Genomic DNA, 26,413 nt, shown 5'->3' on the forward strand with positions numbered 1-26,413 from the left:
CAGCCTCCGAAACGGCCGCCCCTTCGGGGCGATCCAGGCAATTGGGCACCTCACCGCAGCCTTCCGGGTTGAAATCTGCTCCGAACTCGTGCTGACCATGGCCTGAAGCGCCAGGTCAGATTTATGGGACGCTGCTTTAGGCAGCCACTTGTTTAGGCAACCACTTGGCTACTGAGACAATCGATGAATGCTCTGAGCTGCCGTGGCATCTGTCTCGCGCTGGGATGGTACAGGTAGAAGCCGGTGAACGGAGGCGTCCAATCCGCCAAGACCCGCACCAGCCTGCCATTGTCGACGCGCTCACGCACCTCGATATCAAGAACATAGGCAAGTCCGAGCCCTTGCTCCGCGGCCGCCAGCATCATGGCGGTGTCATTAGCGATCAGAGGACCTTCAACATCGATTTCGACGGAATCGCCCTCCTTCTCGAACTCCCAGCGATAGAGATGCATGGCACCGGGCCAGCGGAAACGAATGCAGGGGAACCGGTACAGGTCATATGGGCTTTCAGGCTTGCCTAGCTGCTCGATGAGCACAGGACTGGCGACCACCACGGACTCCCTCCGGCCACCCAGTCGAACCGCCACCATGTCTTTTTCGAGGGTTTCTCCCAAGCGAATGCCGGCATCGAACCGTCCCGCAACGACGTCGGCGAAGGTGTCGTCGATCGTGACGTCGAGGGTCACGGCCGGATGGGCCCGGTGAAAAACGTCCAGATGCGGCGCCAGCAGATACATGGCGGCAACGCGTGAAAGATTGAGCCGCAGCAAACCGGCCACCTCGGCGCGCTCGGCGATCAGCTCAGCCATGGCCTGATCGAAACCGGCGAAGAGCGGCACGATCCTGTCGAGCAGCGCTTGCCCCTGCTCAGTCGGAGCGACGCTGCGGGTCGTGCGATTGAGCAGCCGCACCCCCAGCCGTGCCTCGAACTCGCGCATTCGCTGGCTCAATGCGGACGGCGAAATAGCCAGCATCCTTGCAGCGGCGGAGAAGCTGCCGCGTTCCGCGATGGCGACGAACGCCTTGAGATCGGCAAACTCGCTGCCGCGCATTATGCATCGTTCTCCTCAAAGCCGTTTCACATAATAGAGCATTCTCTTCTTAAATGCAGGAGGCAATCTTATCCGCCAGCCCATGTGATTGCATGAACAGGAGATTGCGATGCGAATTCTCGTCGTCGGAGCATCCGGTACGATCGGTCGGCCGCTTTGCGCGGAACTGGAAACACGTCACGAAGTGATTGCCGCCGGTCGTTCCGGTCGGGATGTCTCGGTCGACGTCACGTCGGCTGAAAGCATCGAACGGATGTACGAGACAGTGGGGCATGTGGACGCCTGCATCTGCGTTGCCGCGTCCGGGGCGCTGGACAATTTTGCCGAACTGACCGAGGCCGCATTGCATGAGAACATGCGCGGGAAATTCTTCGGTCAGATCAATCTCGTCCTGGTCGGCCAACGCCACCTCTCGGACGGCGGCTCGTTCACGCTGACCAGCGGCATATTCGCGGATGCAGCCTGGCCTGGAGTGACGGGGGGCGCCGTCATCAATGGTGGCCTGCACAGCTTTGTCCTGTCGGCTGCCGTCGAACTGCCACGGAACCTACGCATCAATGCTGTGAGCCCGACGATGGTCGCCGACTCAATCAAGGATTTCGGTCATCTTTTTCCGGGCATGACGCCGGTGCCGATGGATCGGCTGATCGAGGCCTATGTCGGTTGCGTGGAGGGCAGCGAAACGGGTGGAGTCATTAGGATGTATGGCTAGTCAGTTGCTGAGAGAGATGGGATCATACTCGCTGCGTGCCACAACCATGCACCTGACGCTCTGGGACACGGCTCGCCGTTGGTGGCTTCAGCGGCGTCTATACTATCCATTCTACCGCACGATACCTGAAGAGCGTGACCTCGACCGCAACTGGTTGCCAGAGACACGTCGAGCCATGCGGTTATCGGCGGCCAATAGCGGGCCGAGAACGACGGAATGGAGAACTACGTCTACACTATAGCCCCACCCCTCCAAAATAGCGCTGCGACCACATGACGAACAGAGTGGTTTCCTGCTGGTTCACTTTTGACGAAGTGTGCAAACGGCCGATTTGGACACCGCTTACCGATGCTCAGTTTTCCGGGAGCGTCTATGTCGTCATCGGCTCATGAATTTCGGCAACTCGCTTGCCAATGCATCGATAGCGACGCGCACTTTGGGCAGCACGGCAGATGTCGACAGCCATAAGGCGTATACGTCGTAGGGGAAACCTGATTGTTCCGGTAGTAGCTCGACAAGCAAGCCTGCATCAAGCCGCTCCCGAACGAGCCACGAGGGAAGCCATGCGAGGCCGGCGCCTTGCGTAGCGGCATCCGCGATCGCGGCGAGATCGTCCATCCAGACGCGGAAAGCCGGCAGCACTTCGATTGGAGAGCCTTCCGGGCCAGGGAACTGCCATGGCGGAACGATCCCCGACCGGCGGTAGACGATAGCGTTGTGCCGTCTCAAATCATTGATGACGCCTGGGCACCCATTGGCTTCGAGGTAACCAGGCGAGCCGCATACGATCATTCGTTGGCGGGCAACCCGGCGTCCCACAACGCCGCCTTGGTTTCCAGGATCGCCTGTTCGCACGGCTAGGTCGTATCCGTCCTCGGCCAGATCGGTGAGGCGATCGTTGAGGGAGAGATCGAGCTTCAGGTCGGGAAATCTGCCGATCAGCGCCATCAGGATCGGCATCACGCAACACCGACCGAAGTGAACCGGCGTCGTCACGCGCAACTTGCCGCGCGGCTCGGCGAGCTGAGTGGCAGCGAGAGCATCGGCGGCAGACGCTTCGGCCAGAATCAGACGGCAGCGCTCGCAATACTCGCGGCCAAAGTCCGTCAGGTTCTGCCGTCGCGTCGTGCGATTGATCAGACGAACGCCCAAGCGCTCCTCCAGGAAGCGAACATGCTTGCCAACCATCGGCGCGGACAGGCCGAGGGCGTCGGCAGCCGCGGCGAACGAGCCGAGATCCACCGCTTTGACGAACACGGCCATGCTTGTGAGACGATCCATATTGAGAACTATTCGTTAATTCTGTCGTGCATACCGGCGAATTTATCCCTGATTCCGGATTCGATAAAGCCAATTAGAAATCAATAATTATGGATGGTTCATATGCGTGTGGTCCGTTTTCATCGTCATGGAGGCCCAGAGGTCCTGCGCTTCGAGACAGCAGAGGCGGCACCGGTCCGCGCGAATGAAGTGAGGATCAAGGTCAAGGCATTGGGACTCAACCGAGCCGATGCGTTGATGCGGGCGGGTACATACATCGAGACACCGGTCCTGCCGTCGGGGCTCGGACTTGAGGCGGCGGGTATCGTTGAAGGACTGGGGGAAGGGGTGACCAGCTTCGAGCCGGGCAATGCGGTCAGCATCATCCCACCGATCTCGATGGCCCGGTGGCCAACCTATGCCGAATACATCAGCGTGCCGGCGGAACGCGTCGTCAAGCATCCGCCGACGCTGAGCTGGGAGGACGCTGCGGCTGTCTGGATGCAGTATCTGACGGCCTTCGGCGCCCTCATCGACATCGCGAAAATCCGCTGCGGCGAGGTGGTGGTCATCACCGCCGCGTCCAGCAGTGTGGGACTTGCGGCGATCGAGATAGCCAACATGATCGGGGCGGTCCCGATCGCGGTCACGCGCGGAGCCGCCAAGCGGCAGGCGTTGCTCGGTGCCGGCGCTGCGCATGTGATCGCCACGGATGAGGAAGACCTGGCGCTACGCTTGCGGGAGATCGCTGGTTCGGCGGACGTCCGTGTCGTGCTTGATCCCGTCGGCGGGCCGATCTTCGAGCCGCTCACCGAAGCCATGGCACGGGGCGGCATCCTCATCGAATATGGTGGGCTCAGCGGGCAGCCGACACCGTTCCCGCTTCCGGCCGTGCTGGGTAAGAGCCTGATGCTTCGTGGCTATCTCGTCCATGAGATCACGGGCACCCCCGAGCGTCTGGAGACGGCTAAGCGCTTTATCCTCGACGGGCTGACAAGCGGAAAACTCCGGCCGACCATCTCGAAAACTTTCACTTTCGACGAGATTATCGATGCGCACCGGTATCTGGAGTCCAATGAGCAGTTCGGAAAGATCGTAGTAACAATCTGAAAGATGCGAAAGTTGGCCAGCTTCGCGGGCGCAGCGCAAGAAACTGCCAACAGCGATGATGCTCGTGCGGAAGCCCGCGGCGATAGGCGGCAATCGGCGGTGTTCGGCAATCACGCCTGCCTTACGTTTCCCATGTCTTCCCGTGGTGTACGTATTGTTGCGATCACGTGCCAGCCGCGCTCAAGGCAGTATCTGGCAATACGCAGATCGATCACGACATACCCGATGAAGGAACAGTTAATAAATCAATCGGAGAGGCCGCTAGTATAACATAATTCTTTTCCGCCTACTGTAACCGATGTAGAAATATCTACAACGCGAGCGATGGTATTATATATAGGGCATGTTTTCGCAAAGGCATCCACGATTTCGTTAGAGAACTCACCATCAATCCGGTCGAAACTGATATCGAGCTTGATGCTGCTGTATCTCGTGCAATCCTCATCGTCGCGCCTCACGGTGCCGCCTATCCTGCCGCCAATCAACGTCACGCCCAGCTCCCTGGCCCGCTTCTCGATGAGGCCGAAGGCACTGACGCCCAATGCTGCGAGCAGGAGATATGAAGGCAATGGCGCTTTCGCGGTTCCATCGAAGGCGGGATTTTTCCCGGCCGTGGAATCGGCAACAAAAACCGCATGACCCACATCGACGATGTAGCGCCCATGAACGTCCGTGCTACGAATCTCGACTTGCTTTGGTTTCACCTGTTCAACGCTGATTCCGGAAGACATCGACAACCCCTGATAAATACCAGTACTCGGCGACCGCAACTCGCCTCAACGGCGGCGATAGTATCTTGCCGGATGCGTATCGGGCAGGTACCGATCGAGCCCGAATATCTTTTCGCGCAGGGTTCCCTCCGCATAGTGGGTCTGCATCAATCCACGCTCCTGCAACGTAGGGCACAGCCCCTCGACGAAGTCTTTGATGGCCTCGGTGGAAGGCAAACCGAAGACGAGAAACCCGTCGAGGCCGGTATCCGACCACTCTTCGAGCTGATCGGCGATCTGATCCGGGGTGCCAACGAAGACGCGCGTAAGCTTGTACCTCGCATAGTCCCTGAACTTGTAGCTGCGGCCGGGATTGTCGTTGAGAAACGACTGCAGGACGCCTTGAATGCCATCAGTCTTGATATCCGCGAGATCGGCGTCGAGGTCGATCTGGCTGAAGTCAATTCCGGACTTTCCGCTGCTGTCCACGAGCAAAGCCTCGATGTCAGCCTTTTCAAGAATGTCGGCATGCTTTCGTCTGGCCTCTGCCTCGGTCCCACCGATCACGAACCAGGCGCCCTTCAAGAAGACGATGTCGCTGGCCTTCCGCCCATAGTCCACTTGCGCGCGTCGCCTGATATCGTCGATGCGCGCTTTCGTGCTTTCCTGCGAAGGTGTCGGCAGAAAAACCGCTTCGGCATGGCGGGCAGCAAATGCCCGCCCCGCCTCCGAGGCGCCAGCCTGACACAGGAACGGCGTACGCTGCGGAGAAGGAGAGGTCTGGTGCGGTCCCGCCACCTTGTAGAACGCGCCGGAAAAGTCGATGGGATGCACCTTTGCTGGGTTGACGAAGACGCCCTGTCCGGCGTCGCGCACGAAAGCATCGTCCTCCCAACTTCCCTCCCAGAGCCGATAGAGAACATCGACATACTCATCCGCGAGGCGATAGCGGTCAGCATGATCCAGCTGCCGCTCGGCGCCAAAATTTCGGGCACCGCTGTGGGTGAACCCCGTAACGATGTTCCAGCCGACGCGCCCCTTCGAGAGATGGTCCAGCGTGGACAGCTTTCTCGCAAAATCGTAGGGAGGCGACTGCATCGGGGCGCTTGTGAAGACCAGGCCGAGATCCTTGGTGGCCGCGGCCAGCGCGCTCATCAAGACGGCCGGGTCGTTCACCGGAATGCTGATTCCGTGTTTGAGCGCTCCATCCATGCTTCCGCCGTAGACATCGTAGACGCCCAGCACATCGGCCAGGAACAGGAAGTCGAACTTGCCCTGCTCCAGCAGTTTCACATAGGCGATCCAGTCGTCCAGATCGTTGGCATCGAGCGTCCAGCCCCATTTGTGTCGCCACAGGCCGGCCCAGTATCCTCCGTGCTTGTTCTCCGTGAACGCAGAAAATATCAGCCGCTTTCTTCTTCCACTCGACATGTCTTGGGCACTCCCCGGAACCGTCAGCTTGCACTCGCCTCAAGAAACGTCTCAGGCTGGACGTCCAAGGGCGCTCTGGTCACGCGGCTATTGACTTCATCGACATCGAATATGTACGGCACGAAATCCGGATCGCGCTCCAGGAAACGATCGATGACCTTTGCAAGCCACGCTTCCGCCGACCGCCGGTCCACGAACAGATAGACCGATCCCCTTCGCTTGTTCTTCTCATCGCGCAGCCAGAGCTTCCATTGAATGCCGGGTCCCCTGGCGGTCACGGCGGCTTCCTCGGGCGTGGGATACTTCGCCGTTTCCCAGTCGACATTCCACTTGTAATTCACGATCAAGGCCACAGACATCGGTCGTCTCCTGCCATCTGTTGGGTTCGTGGATAGGGGTGGTATCCGGCGCCGGCGTCCGATCCCTGACGCTCGGCGGCCCTGCGGACGAGATCAGACCGCGGGGTCTTTCCAGAAGAGATCGGCAAGGTTCGGCGCCGCACTGATGAGACCGTAGCGCACCAGATCCTCGGCAATCACCTGGAACTTCGCCAGATCGGTCTCGTTGGGGTACACGTTCAGATTCGCCGCATAGACGAGATCCTTGTCGAAATTCAGGGATTCGATCACCGCATCGCGAATGACGTCCGGCTTGTCAGCAATGAAGTCATACGTTTCCGACAGCGACGCCTTGAACTTCCGCAGCACGGACGGGTTCTTTGCCGCGTAGGTGCTGCTGGCGATGAAGTATCCGCCGACTGCTCCCGGCAGCGAGCCGGCATTGGTCGCCAGAATCGGCACGAGGCCGGCGCGGACCGCTCTCACGCCATGCGGCTCGGCGAGCCAAATCCCGTCGATCTGGCCGTTCTTGACGGCGATAATTCCGTCCTCGTGCTGCACCCTCGTCCATTGCTGCTTGCTGTGATCGGTGGCGCCCAGGTTGTCCAGCGACTTCTTGATGAGCCAGTAGGACAGGCTGCGCAGCGAAGCCGTCCCGATATTCGCGGAGGCAAGCTGCTCCGGCCTCTGGATCGGTCCGTTGGGATCGACATAGACTCGATAAGGATCCTTGGACGGATCGCTGACGTGACCGTAGGCGGGATGTACGAGAACGATCGGAAGCTTCTTGTCGACCGCGAGAAGGCTGCTGACGACATTCGTATAGGCGATATCGAACTGCCCACTCAAAACGAGCGGGATGTTCGTCGCGCCATTGCCGCCCGTGCTCACATTGGCATCAAGCCCGTGCTTCTCGAAGATGTCGCGCTTCTGCGTCAGCAGCACCGGGCCGGCGTCCAGAATGGGCAGCATGGAGATCGAGATCGTCTCCACCTGGCTCTCTGCCCTCGCCGTTGTCCGTCCCAGCATGAAGGGAGATGCGGCAAGCAGCGAAGCTACGGTCCTACGTGTCGGTGTCCAGGAATGAATCATCGTATTTGTCTCCTGCTAAGCTTGAAGGATCAGGCCGCCGCCACCGGCGCCAGTGCGTTTCTCACCAAGGTCAGAATCGCGGCTCTCGCCGATGCGAACTCGGGAAGCGCCTTGGTGGCGATCTGATCCCGTTCTTTCGGAAGTTGGATGGCGATGTCGTCGGCAACGACGCTCGGCGACTTGGTCATGACGATAACCCGATTGCTCATGTACACGGCCTCGTCCACGTCATGCGTGACGAACAGGATCGTGGTGTCGTGCTCTGCCTTCAGCCACAGCACGAGATCTTCCAGATCCGCGCGCGTCTGCGCATCGACCGACGCGAAGGGCTCGTCCATGATCAGGACTTTCGGAGCGAACGCGAGAGCACGGGCGATCGCCACCCGCTGCTGCTGGCCGCCGGAAAGCTGGGGAGGCTTCTTCTTTCCCAGATCTCCGAGGCCGACCTTCTCGAGCGTCTGCTGGGCGATCCGCCGTCTGCTCTCCGCATCCGGTATCTTGTTGACCAGCGGAAGGAGGACGTTCTTCTCCGCGCTGAACCACGGATAGAGGGAGCGCGAGTAGTCCTGGAACACGACGGCGAAGTCCTGCTGCGGCGCAAGCACCTCCTGCCCTTCGTAGAGGATACTCCCGGAGGTCGGCCGGATGAGGCCGGCCAGCGCGCGGAGCAACGTCGTCTTGCCGGCGCCCGACGGCCCGACAATCGAAACGAACTCCGACCTCCGAACCGTGAACGAAATGTCCTCGACGGCGCGCGTGATGCCGACCGCACTTTCATAGTACTTCTTGAAATGTCGGATTTCGAGTATCGCGCTCATAGCAGTTTCTCGTCCGCGGTATCCCAGGTGTTCAGGCGTCTTTGAGCGAAGGAGAACAGCGTGGCCATGATCCATCCGATGATTCCGAGGAGCAGGATCCCGGACCACATCAGATCGACCTCATAGGTGAACTGGGCATTGAGAATAACCGCGCCGATGCCCGTGCTTCCGCCGATCAGCTCGCTCGTGACCGCAAAGATCAGGCTGGTGGGGATGGCAATGTGAATGCCGGCAAGAATGCGCGGCAGGACGGCAGGAATGACGACGCCCACCTGCTCCTGGAACGGTGTGAGACCATATATCTTCGCCGTGTCTCTCCATTGATACGGAATGCTTTTCAGGCCATCCACGGTACTGATGAGCAGAAGCCACGTGATGCCGAACGCGATGCTGAATACTTTCATCTCGGCGCCCACGCCGAACATGGCGACAAAGACGGGGAGCAGCGCGGTCTTGGGGGTTGCGCGAAGAAACTCGATGAGCGGGGTGAGTGTGATGTCGAGGCTTTCGATCTGCCCGATGATCAAGCCCATCAATACGCCGGCCGCAATCCCGATCACGAGACCGATGATCAGATTTCTGACCGTGGATACGATGCTGTCGATGCCGCTTTCCGAACTCCAGTAGTCGATCGCGGCCGGGACCATGTTCCGCAGGGGCGGAAAATAGGGGTCCGTCGAGTTCCAGCTCAGCGTGAGCCAGGCGCCAATGACCAAAACGAGGCCGGCGCTGCCAAGGACAAACCGGTAGACACGCTCGGTCATTGCGGCGCCCCTTTCAAGGCCCTCGACCGAAGCCTCACGATTCTGATGAGGATCAGATTGGCCGTAGCGCCGAGGAGCCCCGCAATGATGATGTAGGTGTACATCACCGGCATGTTCGCGCCCGCATAGGATATCGCGATGACACGGCCAATTCCCGTCACGCCGACAAACAGTTCCATGCTGATGAGAACGAGCAGGGAAATCGTTGTTCCGATCCGCAAACCGGTCAGGAGATAAGGCTCCATGCTCGGCAATATGACCCATTTGAGCCTTTGCCAATCGCTCAGTCCGAAGACCCGCGCGGTATCGAGCGCCATCAGGTCCACGGTGGCTGAGCCGCGAATGATCATCGGCAGAACCTGCCATACTGTCGCGAAGACGACGAGCGTGAGCGCGCCCTGAATGTTGGCGCCGATTGCCAGGATCACGAGCGGTATCAACGCGGTGGATGGTATCGGCCGCAGAAACTCGATGAGCGGCGCCGTGAGGGCGCGGAAATTGCGGCTTCGCCCGATCGGTATTCCAAGAGCGATGGCGATCAGGAACGCGATGATCAGGGAGGAGATCCAGGTCAGAAGCGTGCGCTCCAGCGGTGCACGAATAGCGCCGCTCGCAATCTGCGCGACAAACTCGCCGAGAATCGTTCTCAATGCGGGAAATCTATGAGCGTCGAGCAGGTCCGCGGCGAGCGCCAGTTCCTGCCCCACGGCCAGGGCCAGGATGGCCGCGGCGGGGGCCACGACGGCCTTTCGCGGCCGGAACGCGCCGGACAAGAACGCAGCAGGCCGACGCATCATCCCGAGAGCCCATGAGGCACTAAACCGCGCCGCTCCCTCTGAAGGTGCCGAGACGAACGCGCCGGATGGAGGCAGACTCGTCATCGCGTGACCCCGCAGCGCAACCACCGGATACGTGCGGTACCGCTTTCCATGATCGACGAGGGAGGCATCCGTTTCTCTTTTCTCGCGCATACTCGCAGACCGAACTCTGCCTTCGGAGAGGGCGATAATTAAAATTCTATTTCTATAGAAATAATAATCTGATAATACAAAGCGTCAAATTCTTTTTTTGACACAAAAGATTATATGTTCAGGAGCGCGCGAAATGTCGAAGGCCGAAATGTCGAAGGCATGGACGGAGGTGGATGCGGCCTGGCTTGCCGAACGCTGCCTTGAGCAAAGCGGCGCCTCGGTCGCGGATACGATTGCGAGCCTGATCTACGAGGGCCGCGTTCCTTCGGGCGCACGTCTGCCGACGGTACGCACGCTCGCCCGTCGTATGTCGGTCAGCCCGGGCACCATCGCCGCCGCCTGGGGGCGCCTGCGCGAGGAAGGATTGATCGAGACGCGCCGGCGCGGAGGAACGTTCGCAGCAATCCGCATCGTCCGCTCCTGGAACCGCGGCAACAGCACTGACAGTTGGCCCGAGCGCAGCCCCGCCCTTGCCGCGGCCGATCCCAAGCTTCAACCCTCGCTGGAGGCTGCGATCCTCGCCGGGCTTCAAATGCGTGCACAATATGCCGAACCGCAGGGCTACATCATCGAGCCGCTCGTCGATGCCGTTGCGCCGACGTGGCCTTTCAGGCCTGAAGCCTGGGTCGCAGTCGGAGGCGGCACGGAGGGCCTCCTGTTGGCTGTGGAGGCGACAGTCCCTCCGGAAGGAGCCATCGCCGTCGAGCAGCCGACAAGCCCACGTGTTGTCGAGATCATCGCCAGGCTGGGCCTTCGGCCTCTGCCCATCGCCTGCGACAGCGAAGGCCCCCTGCCGGACGAACTCGCGCGTGTGCTCAAGCATGATCCGAGGGCACTCCTCTATCAACCCTGCGGCCACATCCCTCTTGGACATGCGATATCGGCAAGGCGCGCGCGTCAGCTCGCGGACATCCTGCGCATGAAGCCGAACATCGCAATCATCGAAGACGACGGCCTTGGACCCCTGTCATCTGCCAGGCCGGCAAGCATCGGCGTGCACCTTCCTTCGCGCACCATTCTCGTTCGCATGTACGGTCGAGCCTACGGAACAGATCTGAGGGTCGGCATCATCGGCGGTGCCGGCTCCATCATCGCGCGGACACGAAGGCACCATTTCAGGGGCATCGGCGTAACGAGCGGCATTCTGCAAGGCGCCCTCGCCTATCTGGTAACGAGCAAGGACGCCGACCTGATCCTCGCCGAGGCCTGCAGGACATATCTGGACAGGCGCAGGACGCTCGTCGCAGCCCTGAGGCGATGCGGCATCAACGGCTTGAGCGACGAAGGAGAAGGACTGGAACTTTGGGTTCCCGTCAAGGACGAGCGTGCCGCTCTTGCCAGGCTGGACTCGCAGGGTGTGCCGGCGTCTCCCGGCACCCGGTGCTTCTTCGAGACGCCAGCCGCCCATCACGTCCGGATCGCAATCGGCCTGATGCCCGATCAATCGAGTCAGTTGAGAAGGCTGGCGGCGATCATTGCCGAGGCAATCAGCACTTCTTGAAGTGCGCAGACTTGTAGAAATTTGGGCTTTAGTCTGACGATTGATGTCCTAGGCTGGAGTGATAGCCGATCTTGGGCGCGCGAACTGTATGAGACATTTTATAAACTTTGACTCAATTAATATTGCCGGATTAAAACATGTTTATGTTGTATTATTAATTATTAATACTAAAATATAATGTGCAATTATTGAGAAATATGCAGCCAACGAAACTGCATGAACTGGAGAATAACGGGCAGATGAGCAAATTATACCTTCCATCTGGCCTCGATCACGGCCGAGCATTCTCGCGTCATGACGTCGACGATGTTCAGCACCCGAACCGTCGCCTCGTCAGTCCACAATTCATCGTAGAATGCATATCTGGTCATACCGATCATCTCCATAAGAAAAAGGGCGCGGTAAAGACCACGCCCCCGTTGCACTATGTCGGCCGCGACTGACCTCGACGCGACACGCCGAGCCTTAACAAAGCCCCTCACGCTGCCGCGCCGAGGATCACCCTTTTTCCGGCGTCGATCTGCGAGATGTAGACACCAGCGTCTACGCGGCCAGACGACGCGCCAAGGTCAAGCCGTCCAGGCGGAAAAAACCCGGCGCAGATGCGGGATACTCTGGCCCGTCAGAACCGTGATGAGCGAATTCCAGCGTGACGTCCGCCCCGGGGTCGACCTCCAGCGGGGTGTCAAACCAGAAATAGACGTAGCCCCGGCGCCGCCCGCGGTGCTCCGGTGTAGTGTGAATTTCGACCGGTTGGCCATTGACTCGGACCGCGATAGGAAGAAGCGCGCCGCCCAGCAGGGTAGCGGCTTCGGGCAGAGCCAGCTTGCCTTCGACCTTAAATCCCCTCCCGCTGCTCCAGCCGGTTGTGACGGGCAGAACCAGGTGGCCACGATCCTGCAGCCAGCTGCCGTCGCGCCAGCCCGTGCCCAACAAGGCCGCTCCGGCAGCACCAGCGGTGAATTCCAGTTTGCTGAAATCAGGTCCCGGCCCGAAGTCGAACTGCGACAGCCGCAGCACAGACAGGTCCCCGGCAAACTCGGCTGCGCGCGCCTCGGCCTTGCGCTTCAGATCATAGGCCTGGAACGGATAGTGCCCGCCCGGCCGGTAGCTGGGCATCGCCGCCTCCAGAGCGACGGCAAAAGCCTTTCGGTCCGCCTCGAAGCGATGCCCGAGAACCCGGTCGTGCAGCGCCTCCAGTTCGTCAAGATAGCGGCGCATCAGCAACCGCTCCAGGATCCGCTCACGCGTGCGGGTGAAATCGTCGGGGTCATAGAGGCCGATCTCGGCCATGACCGAATCCGCCTCTACTTTTTGTCGCAGGAGGCTGCCGCCAAAATTGCGTGTGGCCCATGCGGAAGCCACGTCATGGGTGACGAGCCCGGCAAGGCCGCGCTCGTCGGCACACAGAACAGGCCGGTTCAGGACGATTGCCTCCATCGCGGCTTTGCCGGTCGCCACCACCAGATCGGCGGCACGCATGCGCTTGGCCAGGTCATTTGCGACCTCGCCCACTCCACCGCCAACCACCTCGGCCGCCAAGTCCAGACGCCTGCAGGCCTCGAGAACCGGGGAGACATGTTTCGCATGGTATTTTGCGACGACAAGCACGCAACGCAGCCGGGCAGGTGGCGGCCCCTCGGCCGGTTCCAGTCCGGATGCGTTGGGCAGCATGGCGATCCGGTCCTCGGTGATGCCCGGCACCGTCAGAAGGCGCGCCCTGATCGCAGGGGAGTACGCGACAAAAAGAGCCGTTCCCGGCAGAGCCGCTGGTTCATCATGCCACGAGAGGACATCGTGGCAGAACCAGAGTGCGGGGCAGTCGGGGAACAGGGCGCGGGCAATCAGGAAGGGCGAACTGTGATTGCCTTGGATGATGTCGGGATTGAAACCCTCAAGCGCCTCGATCCGGTTCGTCACGATCACACCGGACTGACTCATCTCCCTGGCCACTTCCCCCAGAGCGGATGTTGCATAGACCGCCACGCAGTGGCTCCGGCTGATCAGGCCGCGCGCGATCTCCATCGTCGCAATCTCGGTGCCGGAGCGCCCATCCAGACGGACATTGGTCAGCAGGATGCGACGGGGCGGGCGCGTGATCATAAGACACTTATCCACGTGATACTTATCTATGCGATACCTATCACAGTCGCGCTACAGGAACAACGAACTGGAACTTTTCGCCTCGACAACCAACTAGTGCGCGTCATCATGATCGATGGTGGGCCGTAGTTCGTGGCAAATTTGAACTGTTGCGCGAGATTATTATTGCTCCCTCGTGCAAAAGTTTCTGATGCGCTGCAAGCACATCAATAACATCGCCAAGCGATATCGACTTAGCTGTATACGTGATCCTATGGTGCTCAACCTGCCTCACAGCTGCTCTCCCCGCGGAGAGCCAAGTCGACTTATCTAGGCACTGCCAAGCTTGACTTGCTGCTGCCGCCTTTCGATCCGCTCAACGATATACAGAACAAATATAGAACACAGGCGGTGCTTGCCCTTGCCGCCCGTGACGGTCAGCTCATCCTTGCAACCTCGCGGTTATCAAATAACCGCACCGCCATTTCACCAGAAAGACTGAATCGACTCCTAGCTCTGCTTGTGTTTCGCTCCTTCATTGGGGGCATGAATGAACAAGAAAGCGCTTATCGGGTACGGTCTTGCGGGTCTAGTCTTAATTGGCTGGATCACAGATCGAGGCAAAGAACGCTCGCCGCCGTTACTGCCAACGGCGACCTTACCGGGCACCGAGCAACCATCGACGCCACCGCCCGCTGTAACGCAGACGCCGGAGCGGCAAATGACGAGCCAATCCCCTTCCCCGCCAGTCGCCGCCCCGTCAGAGCCTGCGCAGCGGACTCTTTACACGACCACCGCCGTGAGGCTCCGCGCCTCTCCCTCTACCAACTCACGCATCATCTCGACCGTGCAAGCTGGGCGCGCCGTCACCTCTCTTGGAACCGATGGCGCGTGGCACCGGGTGAGGGCTGACAACGAGACAGGCTGGATGCACGGCGATTATCTATCCGAGACACGCCCCGTGGCGAAGCCGCCGCCTCCAGCTTCCCCAGCGCCAGCTTATCAACCCGTCCCGCTGCTAAGGCGTCAGCCCGCCCCGGCCAGACGTTCGGGTGAGCCAGTCAGAGGACCCTACGTCGGAACGTGCGATTGCCCGTACGACCTGACCCGGAACGGGCAAAGGTGCGGCGGGAGGTCGGCATATAGCCGTCCCGGTGGAAGAAGCCCTGCTTGCTACCATTAGGTGGGCTGATTCCACTCGGCCAATTCCAGAACGCCTGGCGCCTAAGACGCGCCCTGCAGCCTCGCAACCGTCTTCGGTCCCAGCCCGCTGATACTCTTGAAGCGCTCCGCCGGGGCGGCCTCACCTCTTCGGCGGAGATGAAGCCGGCCTCGTGGAGACGCTCGGCCGTCTTCGGGCTGCATTCTTCGATGACCTTCAATTCCTCCAATACGAAGTACCGCGCCATGTCACCACTTCGCCACGATATCCGGCGATGCTTCGTTCAGCTTGCGCAGGCAGTCGAGGATAGCAGCTCGGGGCGCGTCGCTCTCGATCATGCGGCGATACGATATGAGGAAGGAGAGGCACGCCTCTCTGTACTCCTAAGCAATCTGATGCGAGGATTTGCTCGTATGGATCACCGATGGCGCGGAAGAGCGGGCTGCTAGCCGGGCAAGCGCCTCAGGCACGTCAGCGCCTGCGCCGGACCTCGGGTGTCCGAAGTACATGAAGGAGGCAGCATGACGCGATCGATCACGATTATCCGGGCGCCTTCCAATCTCGGCCTGCGGCCTCTTCGCCCCGGCCATGAGCCCGGAACCTGGCGAGCACCGGAGGCACTGGAGCAAGCCGGGCTCGACGCGGCGCTGGCGCCAGCGCGCACGGTTTCCCTGAAGCGACCCGTCTACGATACAGAGCCGCAACCCGGCACGAGGCTCCGCAACGGGATGGGGATCAGAACATTCAATCTCGGGTTGGCCGATACGATTGCGACCGCTCTCGCGGCGGGCGAGTTCCCGGTGGTGGTGGGCGGCGACTGCTCCATCCTGCTCGGTGCGCTGGCCGGTGCGCGCCGGGTCGGTCCCCATTCCCTTGTCCACATAGACGGGCACAGTGATTTCCGACATCCGGGCAATTACGATGCGGCTGCGACATTGGGAGCGGTGGCTGGCATGGATCTGGCACTGACAACCGGCCGCGGCGAGACACTGCTCATCGACTGGCCGGGCGCTCCGGCTCCGCTGGTGCCGGATGAACAGGTGGTCCAGATCGGCGAGCGCGAGGGCAGAGACGCCGATTTCGCCTGGCCCGACGTCAACGACACGGCCATCACCCGTATCGATGTCTTCACGGCGCGCAAGCTGGGTGCTGCCGGCATCATCGAGCGCACCCGGGCGACGCTGGATCAGACAGGATGGCCGTTCTGGGTGCATTTCGACGTCGATGTGCTCGATCAGACCATCATGCCGGCTGTCGATACGCCAGGCAGTCCAGGCATCGATCCGGCGGACCTCATCCTCCTGCTGCGGCATCTGGTCGAGGACCAACGCTGCACGGGCCTCGACGTCACGATCTTCGACCCCGACCTCGACCCGGATGGCTCCCTCGCCCGCTTCCTCGTGGCACTTTTGCGCGAGGTGTTTTCCTAAACCTGCCCGAAGAGTCGCCGTAGCCCAGTCTCCATGGCTGCCTCAAATTTTTCTTCCTGCCTGCGGCATTTGAAGCTCGGCGTCGGTCCCCTGAAGGCAGCCTTTCTCCCGGTTTCTCGATCGAAGATGGCAGCGCCTGCCACGGAGTCAACATTTCGTGGAGCAATAACGATCAGCGGAAGGATACACCAAGGCCACCCCAACACCCTTTGCTCTCACTTGGCCCTCGCTCGGCGTGGCTTCGCCAACGGTTGCACGGCCGCAATCTGCGCCTCCCGTTCCAACCTCGCCTTGCGGAGCCGCGCAGTCTTGGCGTCCCGGAGGCTAGTCTCTGCATCGAGTATCGACCGTACAGCTAGGTCCGTCATTGCTGACCTCGTGGTGGCTGTCATTCTTGTCGTTGGTCGGAACAGATTATCCTTGGTGACACTATTGGTCATATCGTTCACTCCCTGCTTGAGATACGCACAAAACGAAAAGGCCGGGCTATCACCCGGCCTCTCCATCTCAACAATCCGTGCCAGTACATCCGTGGTCACGGATCGGAGGGGGAAACATCATGCTTCCTGCAGTTGATCGGCCGAGGACCGGCCTGTCTTGTAATCCTTCACCACCTCGAAGCTGAGCTTCTGGCCTTCCACGATGGTGTGCAGGCCTGCGCGCTCGACAGCGGAAATATGCACGAATACGTCCGTTTTTCCGTCGTCAGGCGTAATAAAGCCGAAACCTTTGGTGGCGTTGAAGAACTTCACGGTTCCAGTGCTCATGACGATTTCCTTTCAATCGGTCATAGATTATCGTTTGTCGCGTTGAAGCCGCGACAAGTTTTTTCAGATCGATTTGAGAGAGAAATATCGTCAAAAACGCCGTAGCGCAGAAAACAAAATTCAGCAAGCAAGATCGATCTTTTCAAGATAAGGACGATACGACATTTATGCAAGGGAAAATTACAGATTATTCCATTCCACCATCCGAGCAGCCCGCCCACACCCCCGCTCACGCGGACGGGATCACGCCGCCTCCCCGCGCATCGACCTTCGTCCATCTGGACTCATGGCCGCGCTAAGCGCAAGCTATGCTGATGGGCCAACGGAAGGCGCGACGCGCGCAATCCACTCGGAGGACCATATGAACGCTGAACAGCACCTCAGGCGACAGGTCGAGCAGGACATCCAGAGCATCGCAGAACGGGCGCCGGCAACGATCGACTCTCTGGCAATCGCTCAAAGATACCAAGCCGACTATCCGGAACTGTCAGAGGACGAGATAAGAGACATTATACGGGACGTAGGCCGCCAGCACGGATTCACCGTGTCCTAATCCCCCTCTCCTGAGCCTGCTTTCAGGCCGGGTTAATGGCGCCACCGACCTGCCGATTGCGTGAGCGGGAGGAACAAAAACAGGTGAGCGTTGTTTAATATGCGGACCGAAGGCATGTTCCGTCAGATCATAATGCCACTGCAGAAATTCCAGGTGGCCTCGCAGCAAAGGTAACAGGGGGAGAACGATGAGAGGCCATCAACTCACCGACGAACAGAGACAGCTTCGCGCTGTAACGATATGGTGGATATCGACATACTCGCAGTCCGCGATGAAACTGGCAGGAGACTCGATTGTATCCGAAGAAACCGGACCGAATATCCTTAAGGGACTGGAAAGAACAATAAACGATTTTCTTCACCTGGATACAGATGGAGAAGAGTTTATTCTCATGTATAACAGATGCCATAAATCAATAGAACGATTCTCGAAAGAAATAGAATCGATTGAGTTTATTTCTGATTTAGAAAAGGATGAATACACTGGTATTCTGCGGCAAGTCAGACATCTCATCCGGGAAACGGTAGTCGAAAAGATTGGTATTCCGCTGCCTGCCATCGAGGCTGAAGGCGCCGTTGATATCGCGACGCTACGCCGCCCTCCTTCTGCCTAAGATCGTCCTCCTCCGCCCTGACGAAGGCGAATAGGCCGTCAGTGACGATATCGACGCTTTCCGCATCGGAGATAGACAGACTGAACAGCCGCGTCCCTGGCCTGACACGGGTGTGACAGCGACGAGACCGCGATATTTGCCCGGTGGTGCGGCGAAGGCATGCATTCCTCCAATGCAGCGCCCCATCACCAGCACGCCGGAATAATGGTGCCCGGTTCCTCCAAAAAGATCATAGCTCCACCGGCCACATAACAGCAAAAGCCCACAGTGCAGCGTCAATTGCGCGCGAGGGCAACGACCGGATCGAGCCTTGCGGCGTTTCTGGCCGGCAGATATCCGAAGGCGACGCCAATGATCGTGGAGCACGCCAGCGAGGCGACGATCGAGCCAGTTGAATAGACCAGGCTGAAGTTCGATCCGAGTATATGGAACAGCACGCCGAAGCCCAGAGCCAGCGCGATGCCGCCCAGCCCGCCGATGAAGCAGACGACGATCGCCTCGATCAGGAATTGCTGCATGATATCGCCCTGACGCGCCCCGACCGCCATGCGCACGCCGATCTCCCCCACCCGCTCGGACACGGTCACCAGCATGATGTTCATCACGCCGATGCCGCCCACCACGAGCGAGATCAGGGCGATGGCCGCAATCAGCAGTGTCAGCGTTTCGGTCGTGCTGGTGATCGTCTGGCGGATGTCGTCGGTGTTGAGAATGAAGAAATCCTTCACGCCATGGCGCGCAAGCAGGAACTCGGTCGCCGCCTGCTCGGCGAGAGTGGTCGGGACGTCGTCGGCGACGCGGATGGTGATGCTGCGCAACGTGGTATTGCCCAGGAGGCGCGTCTGCACAGTCGTGTAGGGCAGATAGACGGACGGATTCTGACTGGAGCCGAAGCCGCCCTGCTGCGCTTGCGTGACGCCGACGATACGCGCCGGCATCTTGCCGATGAGGATCGACTGGCCCACCGGACTGCCGGGGAAATCCGGGAACAGGGCACTGCGCGTATTTTCATCGATGACAACCTCTTGCACCCGATCGCGGACACTGTGGGCATCGAACAATTGCCCTTCGGCGACCCTGACGCCTCTGGCATCGAAATACTGGTCCCCGACGCCGTTGACCATCGCATTGGCCGAAACCGATCCGAACCGTACCAGGTCGTTGGTCGACACCGTCGGCGTGACGGCCGCGACCCAGGACTGGGTCGCCAGCGCCTCGGCGTCGGCGACCACGAGCGTCGTGATCCTGCCGGAGCGTGTATCGCCGAAGTCCCGCCCCGCAAAGACCTCCAGCGTGTTGGTGCCGAGACTGCTGATGTTGGCGAGCACCCGCTGACGTGACCCGGTGCCGAGCGCCACCACGCTCACGACGGAAGCAATGCCGATGATGATGCCGAGCATGGTCAGAAATGTGCGCAGCTTGTGGGCCCTCATCGACAGGAACGCCATGCGGAACGCCTCGCCCAGGCGATCGAATGCCGCCTGCATGGGTTTCGCTTCTCTCGCGGGCTCCGCCGGTGCGGCTTCGGTTGCAGCACCTCCGCCGTCCTGCTCCGTCCGGCGGTCGGCGACAATGACCCCGTCCCGCAGCTCGACGATCCGCTGGGCACGCTGCGCCACGTCCATGTCATGGGTGACGATGATGACGGTCTTGCCGGCGCGGTTGAGTTCCTGCAGGATCATGAGCACTTCCTCGCCGCTGCGCGAGTCGAGCGCGCCGGTGGGTTCGTCGGCCAGAATGACCTCGGCCCCGTTCATCAGTGCCCGGGCGATGGAAACGCGCTGCTGCTGTCCGCCCGACAATTGTCCCGGCCGGTGGGAGAGGCGGTCCGCCATGCCGAGGCGCGTCAACAATTGCGCGGCGCGCTCCCCGCGTTCCGACGGCGATGCACCGGCGTAGATTGCCGGAATCTCCACGTTGCCGACGGCCGTCAGCTCCGGCAGCAGGTGGTAGCGCTGGAAGATGAACCCGAAATGCTCGCGCCGCAGCTCGGCCAGTTCGTCGCTGTCGAGCGTCGAAGTCTCGCGTCCGCGGATAAGGTAGCGCCCGGCGGTCGGCCGGTCGAGACAGCCGAGAATGTTCATCAGCGTCGACTTGCCGGATCCGGAAGCGCCAACGATGGCCACCATCTCCCCGGCATGAATGGTGAGGTCGATGTCCTTGAGGACGACGAGCGTCTCCTCTCCGGCCGGAAACTCCCGCCGCAGGCCCTCGACCGCTAGCAGTGGCGCGTCATCCCCTGGCCGGCTCATGTCCTAGAACCCCATCGGGGACGGCGGTCCCCGCCGGCCAGCGCCAGAAGCGGCAGGAGCCGAGGCCGAATACACACCCGTCACCACCCGCTCACCCTCCTCGAGACCCGACAACACCTGAGCCCTGATCTTGTTGTTGAGCCCGATCTCGACCGGCCGGGGGGTGATCCCGCCCGAAGGCGCAACCACCTGTACCGTGTAGGTGTGCCCGTCCGGCGAGGACAGGCCGAGCGCGGTAGACGGGATCGTCAGCGCGTCCGTCGCCCGGCCCAGCACGATATGGACCTCGGCGGTCATGTAGGTTCTTAGCCTGCCGTCCGGATTGGGGACATCGAACACGCCGTTGTAATAGATCGCGGACGTCGTGCTTGTTGAGCTGGCGGAGGAACCAGCGCCCGACGACGTGCTGAAACTGCTGTCGCTGGATATCGACTCGGGCGCAGGCTCGATCTGCTGCAGCGTGGCGTCATAGCGCCGGCCCGTATCCCCCAGAATGGTGAAATACACCGGCTGGCCGGGCGCGACGCGAACGACGTCGGCCTCCGATATTTCCGCGCGCACCGTCATGGTATCGAGCTGTCCGAGAATGACGATGGTCGGCGCGGACTGGGCGGCGTTAACCGTCTGCCCCTCCTGGGTAACGATAGCCAGCACCGTGCCGTCGATGGGCGCGGTGATGCGGGTATAGCCGAGGTTGGCCTCTGCGGTCTCGACCGCGACCTCCGACTGGATGATCTGCGCATCCAGCGCCTCGATCTGTGCCTGCGTGACGGCGAGATCCGCTTCGGCCACATCGAGGTCGGCCCGCGAGACGGCGCGTTGCGCCGCCATCTTGCGCTGGCGCTCGACCGTTATCTCGGCCAATTTCAAGCTGGCGGTCTTCTCCGTGCGTTGCGCGCGCGCACTGGCAAGCGCCGCCTGTGCGTTGCGCAGCGCGTTCTCCTGCGTCACCGAATCGATTTCAGCGATGAGATCCCCTGCCGTCACCTGCTGTCCCAGCTCGACCTTGAGCGCCGTCACCCGGCCCGACGCCTGCGCGCCGACGGCGACCAGCCTGGCCGGCTTGAGGATGCCGGTCGCGAGCACGGTGACCTCGACGTCCCCCCTCGTGACGGGCGCCGTGATGACGTTCGCCGCCTGTGAGGAGGCCTGCTCGCGCACCCACCACAGATAGGCGCCGGCAAGTCCGGCGATCACGGCCACCGGCAGCAGCACCGTGAAGGCCGTCCACCGTCGTTTTCCGTCGCTCATGAGCCCGCCAACCCCGAAGAATGCGCCGGTACCTGTGGCAGGTCGATGCGCACGACAAGCCCATGCGGAACGTTATCATGCATTGAAAGACGCCCGCCTTGAGCGCGGACAAGAGAGCGGGTGATCGCCAGTCCGAGTCCGAAACCCTGCCCCGAACGGATCGGACGCTCGTCCTCCATCCGGACGAAGGGCTTCACGACAGCCTCCCTGCGATCCTCGGGAATACCGGGGCCGTCGTCTTCCACCGTCAGGACAATTCCGCCATCGTCGCCGTAACGCAGGCGCACGACGACGGTACGGGCGTGGCGAACGGCATTGTCGACGAGGTTCGTCAGCACGCGGTGCATATCATCGAGCCGCCCGAGACAGACAAGCCGATCGGGCCCCACGTAGCTGACGGCATGACCGAGTTCCGCGAACTCGTCAGTGACAGTCTGCGTGAGGCTTGCGATATCAATGCTGGAAAGCGCGAGCTCCGTCCGTTCGCCGCGAATAAACGACAGCGCCGATCGCAGCATGGCGTTCACCTGGTCGAGATCCCGTTCCATCTGCGCACGAACCGTCTCATCCTCCACGAACTCCGTGCGCAACCTCAGGCGGGTAATGGGGGTCCTCAGGTCATGACTGACGGCCAGCAGCATCTGGGTGCGCTCGTCGATGAGTTCCTTGATACGGTCGCGCATGCGGTTGAAGGCACGCGCGGCGGTCCGTATTTCTTCCGGCCCCTGCTCGGGAAGCGGCTCGTGCTCCCGGCTGGCGTCGAAACTTTCCGCCGCGTCCGCGAAGCGGCGCAGCGGTGCCGTGACGGCCGTCACCGCCCAGAATGTCAGCAGCACGAGGACCGGGGCGAGGAATCCCAGCATCACCATCAGCCGGACTCCAACCGGTGGCCCGGGACGGGTTTCCGGCTGGCCGGGACCGGTCAGCACAATACCGTTCGCAAGGCGCAGTGCGATGTCTCCTCCCCCTCTCTCTCCCGCCACCCCCAAGGCAGAGCGGCGGAGATAGACGGCCACGCCTTCGCCGAGACGGCGAGCGGTCTCTCTCGCGACTGGATGATCGGGCATGAGGGGTACCGTCGCCCATGCGGGCAGCTGCATGGAAAGGCCAAGCCACGGGTAACGTGCCGCCAGGGATCCCGTTGCCGCACGCGGCATTGTTCCCGCGGGGATCGCGTTCAGCACGACGGCGATGGCGACGAGTTCCGCTTCCCGGCGCTCGTGTTCGGGTTGCTGTGGAGGCGGCAACAGGATGAGGAACGCCGTCGATATGAGGATTTGCGACAGCACGACCGAGGCGATGGTCAGAAGCGCGATCTGACCTGCGATGCGGCGGGGATGGATCACTCTCGCGAGACCGGAGATCATTGGTGCCCCACCTTGACCGCGAAGACGTAACCGCTGTTGCGGACGGTTTTGATGAAGTGCGGATCCCGCGGATCGCGTTCGAGTTTCTGCCTCAGACGGCTGATGAGAATGTCGATACTGCGGTCGAACGGACCCGGCTCCCTTCCGCGCGTCAGATCGAGCAGCTGTTCACGCGTCAGAACGCGTTGGGATCGTGTGCACAGGGCCAGCAGCAGGTCGAACTCCGCGCCGGTGAGGGATACCCGCGCGCCGTCCGGGTCCGTGAGGTGGCGCTGGCGTGGATCCACCGACCATCCCTCGAAAGTGAGGATGGAAGCATCGTCGCCGGGAATGCTGTCGTCCGGCCTGGACCGGCGCAGGACGGCGCGGATGCGGGCCATGAGTTCACGCGGGTTGAACGGCTTGGCAAGATAATCGTCCGCACCTATTTCCAGCCCGACGATGCGGTCCACCTCTTCGCTTCTCGCCGTCAGCATCAGGATCGGGATGGCGGATGCAGCCCGCATCCGGCGGCAGATGCTCAGGCCGTCCTCTCCGGGCAGCATGAGGTCAAGAACGACAAGGTCGATGCGGGCGTCGGCAAGAATGCGGTCCATCGCACGGCCATGCGCGGCGACCGATGTCCTGAAACCGTTCTTCTCCAGATAGCGGGCAATGAGCGCACTGATATCCGGGTCATCCTCGACGATCAGGATATGAGGCGTCTCGCTCATTGTCCCGACAGCTCCTTCATGTCGATGTCCGGCAGCCGGGGCGGCTTCCGAACGCATATTCCATTTCCAGCAATCACTTACTGCAGGTGCGTGACCGATCAAATCGGAAATTTGTTTCCAATTGTTTCTGGGCCGCCAGTGGAAACCGGCACGAAACAAAATTCCCCGAAACCTGAATAACCGGGAAACAAACATCGGCGATCGTCCGGGCCGATAAAGGAGACCCGGATGCAGGTTCGCCCCCTTTCCCCGACATGGCTTCGCTCGCTCCTGTTCGCGCCGCGCGGCCTGCCGCCCTATACCCGGATGACGATGATACTGATTGGCATGGGAACCGTGGCGGCGGCCGGCGCGGTCCTTGCCTGGGTTCTCGTCGTGACGGAGGCCCCCAAGCCACGTGACGGCTATGCGCTCGTCCGGCTGCGGACAGTGGAAGCGCAGGCCGAACAGATCGAGGGGGACTACGTCCTGCTTGCGGGCGACTCACACACGGAGCGGCTTTATCTTCCCGAACTTTGCGGATTGCCGACCCTCAATGCTGGTCTCTCCGGCGCCACGCTCGCTGATGTAGCGTCGTTCCTGTCCGCCGCAGGAATCAGATCGCCGAAACTGACGCTGCTCTCGATCGGTACGAACGACGCCAATCTCAAGCGCGACCCGGACGCCGGCAAAGCGCACGCCCGCTTCCGACAAAACCTCGACACGCTCCTCTCGATCCTGCACTGGAAAGGGACGCGCGTTGTCGTATCGCAGGTTCCCCCATTGCGGGATGCCGGATCGACGGGCTTTTCCGCAGCGGCGATCACCGGATTCGACGCAATCATCAGCGATATCTGTTCCGAAGAACAGTGCCGGCGCGTCGAGTTGTTCCCCGCTGCAGACGCCGCCGGTGATCCGAAGACATCCGGCAAGCCTGTCTGGCACGAGCCCGTCCATGCTCCGGACGGCATTCACATCAACCGTCTCGCCGACAGGATACGCGCTCATGCGAGCGATATCTGCAGCTATGCCATCAATTGAAGGATTGAACATCCGATGACGATGCAACGTCACACCTGGAAGGACATGCGATCCGAGGCCGTCAGGAATCTGGGCGTGCATATCGGCGCAATCGGCGTCATCGCCGGCCTGATCTTCGCAGCCGGCGGTCTGGAATCCGACAAGTCCGAGCGGGAACGTCTCGACGAAGAGATGTTCGCCCTGGCCTCAACCGACGCACCGGGGCCCACCTGTGACCACGGCAACCTCATCGTTGAATTCGAGGAATTCCCGCTGATGCCAGCCACGACCGTCCGGTAGCCGCCGATCGTCTCAAGCGTCGAGCCATGGCGCAGCAACTCGTGGCCCAGCAGCATCCTGTGCCAGCGGAACAATGTTGCGTGATCGAGCGGTGTGGCATAGGTGGCGTACACGTCGACCATCATTTCCGCAATACCATGCTCCCCTGGCTTCACGGCGTGATGATCGGCGGCAAGCCCAGGCTGCCGCCGCAAGGACGACTGGATGCTGACGCGGTCCAGTATTTCCCCTTCGATCTCGGAGGTTTTCAATGCCTCGTCGCTCAACAGCTCGGGGGGAAGGCGGTGGACACGCTGCAACTTTATCAAATGGCGGCGGCAATCGGATGACCCGTCACAGGATGGGAAAGCACCGCCATCTCGATGCCGTAAATCTGGCGAAGCATCGTCGGCACCATGATCTCGGAGGGGCTTCCGCGCGCGATTAGCCTGCCAGTATGAAGCGCGATGATCTCGTCGCAGAAGCGTGCGGCCATGTTGACATCGTGCAGCACTACGACAACACCAAGCCCTTTCTCCCGGCAGAGGTTGTGGATCAGGGACAGCACCTCGATCTGGTGCGAAATGTCGAGCGCGGATATCGGCTCATCCAGCAGGAGATGTTCGGCATCCTGCGCCACCAGCATGGCAAGCCATACCCTCTGACGCTCTCCACCTGAAAGCGTGTCAACGAGACGGTCCGCCATGCCCGTAACATTCGTGAGGGTCATGGCCTCCTCGACCTTATCGCGGTCGGCAGTGCCGAACCGTCCCAAGGCGCCATGCCAGGGATAGCGCCCGAGAGCCACCAGTTCCTTCACCAGCATGCCCGACGCCGGCGGTGTGTGTTGCGGGAGATAGGCAACCTGTCGTGCAAAAGGCCGGTCACCCCAATCGGAAAGTTTCCTGTCCCTGAACCTGACGGTCCCATCGGTCGCCGGCTGCTGGCGGGCAAGGATTTTCAGGAGTGTGGACTTGCCCGAGCCGTTATGGCCGATCAGCCCGACGATGCGGTTCGACGGCAGCGTCAGCGTCAGTGGCTGAAGGAGCAACCGGCTGGCAACGGAGAATGTCACCCGATCGAGGTGGAACGACGGGGGGTTATCGACGGCCTGACGGGCAGCGAAATGATCGGCGGCGTCCTCAATCCGCGCCGGATTTTCTTTCAGCAGAGCGATCATGGCCAA

At 61.0% G+C, this 26,413-nt stretch carries 25 protein-coding genes and 1 pseudogene; 8 read left to right on the top strand and 18 right to left on the bottom strand.

Features of this window, described 5'->3' with window-relative positions; all coding sequences use genetic code 11:
• Positions 1-152: 152 nt before the first annotated feature.
• A complete protein-coding gene (locus ACUSIJ_RS04765) occupies positions 153-1,052 on the bottom strand; it encodes a LysR family transcriptional regulator (RefSeq protein WP_449307221.1) in 900 nt (299 codons plus the stop codon).
• A gap of 109 nt (positions 1,053-1,161) precedes the next feature.
• On the opposite strand from ACUSIJ_RS04765, the gene ACUSIJ_RS04770 reads away from it, so the two are divergent.
• Positions 1,162-1,764: a short chain dehydrogenase gene (locus ACUSIJ_RS04770; RefSeq protein ID WP_449307222.1), complete on the top strand. Its 603-nt coding sequence runs from the start codon at positions 1,162-1,164 to the stop codon at positions 1,762-1,764.
• A 378-nt stretch (positions 1,765-2,142) separates the two neighbouring features.
• On the opposite strand, the gene ACUSIJ_RS04775 is transcribed toward ACUSIJ_RS04770, so the two are convergent.
• On the bottom strand, positions 2,143-3,045 hold the full coding sequence (locus ACUSIJ_RS04775; protein WP_449307223.1) for a LysR family transcriptional regulator: 903 nt from the start codon (positions 3,043-3,045) through the stop codon (positions 2,143-2,145).
• A gap of 102 nt (positions 3,046-3,147) precedes the next feature.
• Between ACUSIJ_RS04775 and ACUSIJ_RS04780 the strand changes: the two genes are divergently transcribed.
• A complete protein-coding gene (locus tag ACUSIJ_RS04780; RefSeq protein WP_449307224.1) occupies positions 3,148-4,134 on the top strand; it encodes a zinc-dependent alcohol dehydrogenase family protein in 987 nt (328 codons plus the stop codon).
• 245 nt (positions 4,135-4,379) lie between these two features.
• On the opposite strand, the gene ACUSIJ_RS04785 is transcribed toward ACUSIJ_RS04780, so the two are convergent.
• From ACUSIJ_RS04785 to ACUSIJ_RS04815, 7 genes are all read right to left on the bottom strand, one after another.
• Positions 4,380-4,865, bottom strand: coding sequence for an OsmC family protein (locus tag ACUSIJ_RS04785; RefSeq protein WP_449307225.1), 486 nt, complete (start codon positions 4,863-4,865; stop codon positions 4,380-4,382).
• Positions 4,866-4,910: 45 nt separating this feature from the next.
• On the bottom strand, positions 4,911-6,275 hold the full coding sequence (locus ACUSIJ_RS04790) for an NtaA/DmoA family FMN-dependent monooxygenase (RefSeq protein ID WP_449307226.1): 1,365 nt from the start codon (positions 6,273-6,275) through the stop codon (positions 4,911-4,913).
• Positions 6,276-6,298: 23 nt separating this feature from the next.
• Positions 6,299-6,634: a YdhR family protein gene (locus ACUSIJ_RS04795; RefSeq protein ID WP_449307227.1), complete on the bottom strand. Its 336-nt coding sequence runs from the start codon at positions 6,632-6,634 to the stop codon at positions 6,299-6,301.
• Positions 6,635-6,727: 93 nt separating this feature from the next.
• Positions 6,728-7,705 carry an ABC transporter substrate-binding protein gene (locus ACUSIJ_RS04800; RefSeq protein ID WP_449307228.1) on the bottom strand — a complete coding sequence of 326 codons (978 nt, stop codon included), beginning with the start codon at positions 7,703-7,705 and terminating at the stop codon, positions 6,728-6,730.
• A 29-nt stretch (positions 7,706-7,734) separates the two neighbouring features.
• Positions 7,735-8,523, bottom strand: coding sequence for an ABC transporter ATP-binding protein (locus tag ACUSIJ_RS04805; RefSeq protein WP_449307229.1), 789 nt, complete (start codon positions 8,521-8,523; stop codon positions 7,735-7,737).
• Positions 8,520-9,287: an ABC transporter permease gene (locus ACUSIJ_RS04810; protein WP_449307230.1), complete on the bottom strand. Its 768-nt coding sequence runs from the start codon at positions 9,285-9,287 to the stop codon at positions 8,520-8,522. The genes ACUSIJ_RS04805 and ACUSIJ_RS04810 overlap by 4 nt, the downstream gene beginning before the upstream one ends.
• On the bottom strand, positions 9,284-10,027 hold the full coding sequence (locus ACUSIJ_RS04815; protein WP_449307231.1) for an ABC transporter permease: 744 nt from the start codon (positions 10,025-10,027) through the stop codon (positions 9,284-9,286). Before ACUSIJ_RS04815 ends, ACUSIJ_RS04810 begins: the two co-directional genes overlap by 4 nt.
• A gap of 364 nt (positions 10,028-10,391) precedes the next feature.
• Here ACUSIJ_RS04815 and ACUSIJ_RS04820 point away from each other — a divergent pair, with 364 nt between their 5' ends.
• Complete coding sequence (locus ACUSIJ_RS04820; RefSeq protein WP_449307232.1) at positions 10,392-11,759, top strand: aminotransferase class I/II-fold pyridoxal phosphate-dependent enzyme; 1,368 nt, start codon at positions 10,392-10,394, stop codon at positions 11,757-11,759.
• A gap of 248 nt (positions 11,760-12,007) precedes the next feature.
• On the opposite strand, the gene ACUSIJ_RS04825 is transcribed toward ACUSIJ_RS04820, so the two are convergent.
• Positions 12,008-12,130, bottom strand: coding sequence for a hypothetical protein (locus tag ACUSIJ_RS04825; RefSeq protein ID WP_449307233.1), 123 nt, complete (start codon positions 12,128-12,130; stop codon positions 12,008-12,010).
• Between the two features lie 172 nt (positions 12,131-12,302).
• Positions 12,303-13,862 (bottom strand): glycosyltransferase family 4 protein, encoded by a 1,560-nt coding sequence (locus ACUSIJ_RS04830; protein ID WP_449307234.1) that lies wholly within the window; start codon positions 13,860-13,862, stop codon positions 12,303-12,305.
• Positions 13,863-14,562: 700 nt separating this feature from the next.
• Here ACUSIJ_RS04830 and ACUSIJ_RS04835 point away from each other — a divergent pair.
• Both ACUSIJ_RS04835 and ACUSIJ_RS04840 read left to right on the top strand, forming a co-directional pair.
• The gene (locus tag ACUSIJ_RS04835) at positions 14,563-15,024 is read left to right on the top strand and encodes an SH3 domain-containing protein (protein WP_449307235.1); all 462 of its coding nucleotides are present in this window, start codon (positions 14,563-14,565) and stop codon (positions 15,022-15,024) included.
• A 500-nt stretch (positions 15,025-15,524) separates the two neighbouring features.
• Complete coding sequence (locus ACUSIJ_RS04840) at positions 15,525-16,433, top strand: arginase family protein (RefSeq protein ID WP_449307236.1); 909 nt, start codon at positions 15,525-15,527, stop codon at positions 16,431-16,433.
• A 557-nt stretch (positions 16,434-16,990) separates the two neighbouring features.
• On the opposite strand, the gene ACUSIJ_RS04845 is transcribed toward ACUSIJ_RS04840, so the two are convergent.
• Positions 16,991-17,200, bottom strand: a complete 210-nt coding sequence (locus ACUSIJ_RS04845; RefSeq protein WP_449307237.1) for a cold-shock protein — start codon at positions 17,198-17,200, stop codon at positions 16,991-16,993.
• Positions 17,201-18,024: 824 nt separating this feature from the next.
• On the opposite strand from ACUSIJ_RS04845, the gene ACUSIJ_RS04850 reads away from it, so the two are divergent.
• Positions 18,025-18,366, top strand: coding sequence for a hypothetical protein (locus tag ACUSIJ_RS04850; protein ID WP_449307238.1), 342 nt, complete (start codon positions 18,025-18,027; stop codon positions 18,364-18,366).
• A 275-nt stretch (positions 18,367-18,641) separates the two neighbouring features.
• Here ACUSIJ_RS04850 and ACUSIJ_RS04855 read toward each other — a convergent pair whose 3' ends face one another.
• Genes ACUSIJ_RS04855 through ACUSIJ_RS04870 form a run of 4 tightly spaced genes read right to left on the bottom strand, consistent with a single transcriptional unit; the run spans position 18,642 to position 23,949 of the window.
• On the bottom strand, positions 18,642-20,618 hold the full coding sequence (locus tag ACUSIJ_RS04855; protein ID WP_449307239.1) for a MacB family efflux pump subunit: 1,977 nt from the start codon (positions 20,616-20,618) through the stop codon (positions 18,642-18,644).
• Between the two features lie 3 nt (positions 20,619-20,621).
• A complete protein-coding gene (locus ACUSIJ_RS04860; protein ID WP_449307240.1) occupies positions 20,622-21,869 on the bottom strand; it encodes an efflux RND transporter periplasmic adaptor subunit in 1,248 nt (415 codons plus the stop codon).
• Entirely contained in the window at positions 21,866-23,236 is a 1,371-nt protein-coding gene (locus tag ACUSIJ_RS04865) for an ATP-binding protein (protein ID WP_449307241.1), read from the bottom strand. The genes ACUSIJ_RS04860 and ACUSIJ_RS04865 overlap by 4 nt, the downstream gene beginning before the upstream one ends.
• Positions 23,233-23,949, bottom strand: coding sequence for a response regulator (locus ACUSIJ_RS04870; RefSeq protein WP_449307284.1), 717 nt, complete (start codon positions 23,947-23,949; stop codon positions 23,233-23,235). The genes ACUSIJ_RS04865 and ACUSIJ_RS04870 overlap by 4 nt, the downstream gene beginning before the upstream one ends.
• 228 nt (positions 23,950-24,177) lie before the next feature.
• Between ACUSIJ_RS04870 and ACUSIJ_RS04875 the strand changes: the two genes are divergently transcribed.
• Complete coding sequence (locus ACUSIJ_RS04875; RefSeq protein WP_449307242.1) at positions 24,178-24,969, top strand: SGNH/GDSL hydrolase family protein; 792 nt, start codon at positions 24,178-24,180, stop codon at positions 24,967-24,969.
• Between the two features lie 15 nt (positions 24,970-24,984).
• Positions 24,985-25,248 carry a hypothetical protein gene (locus ACUSIJ_RS04880; RefSeq protein ID WP_449307286.1) on the top strand — a complete coding sequence of 88 codons (264 nt, stop codon included), beginning with the start codon at positions 24,985-24,987 and terminating at the stop codon, positions 25,246-25,248.
• 221 nt (positions 25,249-25,469) lie between these two features.
• Here the strand turns inward: ACUSIJ_RS04880 and ACUSIJ_RS04885 are convergent.
• Positions 25,470-25,556, bottom strand: a pseudogene (locus tag ACUSIJ_RS04885) (hypothetical protein); the annotation flags it as partial.
• Positions 25,553-26,407 carry an ATP-binding cassette domain-containing protein gene (locus tag ACUSIJ_RS04890; RefSeq protein WP_449307243.1) on the bottom strand — a complete coding sequence of 285 codons (855 nt, stop codon included), beginning with the start codon at positions 26,405-26,407 and terminating at the stop codon, positions 25,553-25,555. The gene ACUSIJ_RS04890 and the pseudogene ACUSIJ_RS04885, both read right to left, overlap by 4 nt.
• Positions 26,408-26,413: the final 6 nt, after the last annotated feature.

Source organism: Pseudochelatococcus sp. B33 (assembly GCF_053570585.1).

Coding starts and splice junctions, on each gene's coding strand:
- ACUSIJ_RS04780 (WP_449307224.1), top strand. CDS start 3,148: ATGCGTGTGGTCCGTTTTCATCGTCATGGAGGCCCAGAGGTCCTGCGC.
- ACUSIJ_RS04775 (WP_449307223.1), bottom strand. CDS start 3,045: ATGGATCGTCTCACAAGCATGGCCGTGTTCGTCAAAGCGGTGGATCTC.
- ACUSIJ_RS04800 (WP_449307228.1), bottom strand. CDS start 7,705: ATGATTCATTCCTGGACACCGACACGTAGGACCGTAGCTTCGCTGCTT.
- ACUSIJ_RS04855 (WP_449307239.1), bottom strand. CDS start 20,618: ATGAGCCGGCCAGGGGATGACGCGCCACTGCTAGCGGTCGAGGGCCTG.
- ACUSIJ_RS04840 (WP_449307236.1), top strand. CDS start 15,525: ATGACGCGATCGATCACGATTATCCGGGCGCCTTCCAATCTCGGCCTG.
- ACUSIJ_RS04870 (WP_449307284.1), bottom strand. CDS start 23,949: ATGAGCGAGACGCCTCATATCCTGATCGTCGAGGATGACCCGGATATC.
- ACUSIJ_RS04825 (WP_449307233.1), bottom strand. CDS start 12,130: ATGACCAGATATGCATTCTACGATGAATTGTGGACTGACGAGGCGACG.
- ACUSIJ_RS04810 (WP_449307230.1), bottom strand. CDS start 9,287: ATGACCGAGCGTGTCTACCGGTTTGTCCTTGGCAGCGCCGGCCTCGTT.
- ACUSIJ_RS04865 (WP_449307241.1), bottom strand. CDS start 23,236: ATGATCTCCGGTCTCGCGAGAGTGATCCATCCCCGCCGCATCGCAGGT.
- ACUSIJ_RS04830 (WP_449307234.1), bottom strand. CDS start 13,862: ATGATCACGCGCCCGCCCCGTCGCATCCTGCTGACCAATGTCCGTCTG.
- ACUSIJ_RS04850 (WP_449307238.1), top strand. CDS start 18,025: ATGAAACTGGCAGGAGACTCGATTGTATCCGAAGAAACCGGACCGAAT.
- ACUSIJ_RS04765 (WP_449307221.1), bottom strand. CDS start 1,052: ATGCGCGGCAGCGAGTTTGCCGATCTCAAGGCGTTCGTCGCCATCGCG.
- ACUSIJ_RS04820 (WP_449307232.1), top strand. CDS start 10,392: ATGTCGAAGGCCGAAATGTCGAAGGCATGGACGGAGGTGGATGCGGCC.
- ACUSIJ_RS04860 (WP_449307240.1), bottom strand. CDS start 21,869: ATGAGCGACGGAAAACGACGGTGGACGGCCTTCACGGTGCTGCTGCCG.
- ACUSIJ_RS04785 (WP_449307225.1), bottom strand. CDS start 4,865: ATGTCTTCCGGAATCAGCGTTGAACAGGTGAAACCAAAGCAAGTCGAG.
- ACUSIJ_RS04795 (WP_449307227.1), bottom strand. CDS start 6,634: ATGTCTGTGGCCTTGATCGTGAATTACAAGTGGAATGTCGACTGGGAA.
- ACUSIJ_RS04805 (WP_449307229.1), bottom strand. CDS start 8,523: ATGAGCGCGATACTCGAAATCCGACATTTCAAGAAGTACTATGAAAGT.
- ACUSIJ_RS04770 (WP_449307222.1), top strand. CDS start 1,162: ATGCGAATTCTCGTCGTCGGAGCATCCGGTACGATCGGTCGGCCGCTT.
- ACUSIJ_RS04835 (WP_449307235.1), top strand. CDS start 14,563: ATGACGAGCCAATCCCCTTCCCCGCCAGTCGCCGCCCCGTCAGAGCCT.
- ACUSIJ_RS04875 (WP_449307242.1), top strand. CDS start 24,178: ATGCAGGTTCGCCCCCTTTCCCCGACATGGCTTCGCTCGCTCCTGTTC.
- ACUSIJ_RS04880 (WP_449307286.1), top strand. CDS start 24,985: ATGACGATGCAACGTCACACCTGGAAGGACATGCGATCCGAGGCCGTC.
- ACUSIJ_RS04845 (WP_449307237.1), bottom strand. CDS start 17,200: ATGAGCACTGGAACCGTGAAGTTCTTCAACGCCACCAAAGGTTTCGGC.
- ACUSIJ_RS04890 (WP_449307243.1), bottom strand. CDS start 26,407: ATGATCGCTCTGCTGAAAGAAAATCCGGCGCGGATTGAGGACGCCGCC.
- ACUSIJ_RS04790 (WP_449307226.1), bottom strand. CDS start 6,275: ATGTCGAGTGGAAGAAGAAAGCGGCTGATATTTTCTGCGTTCACGGAG.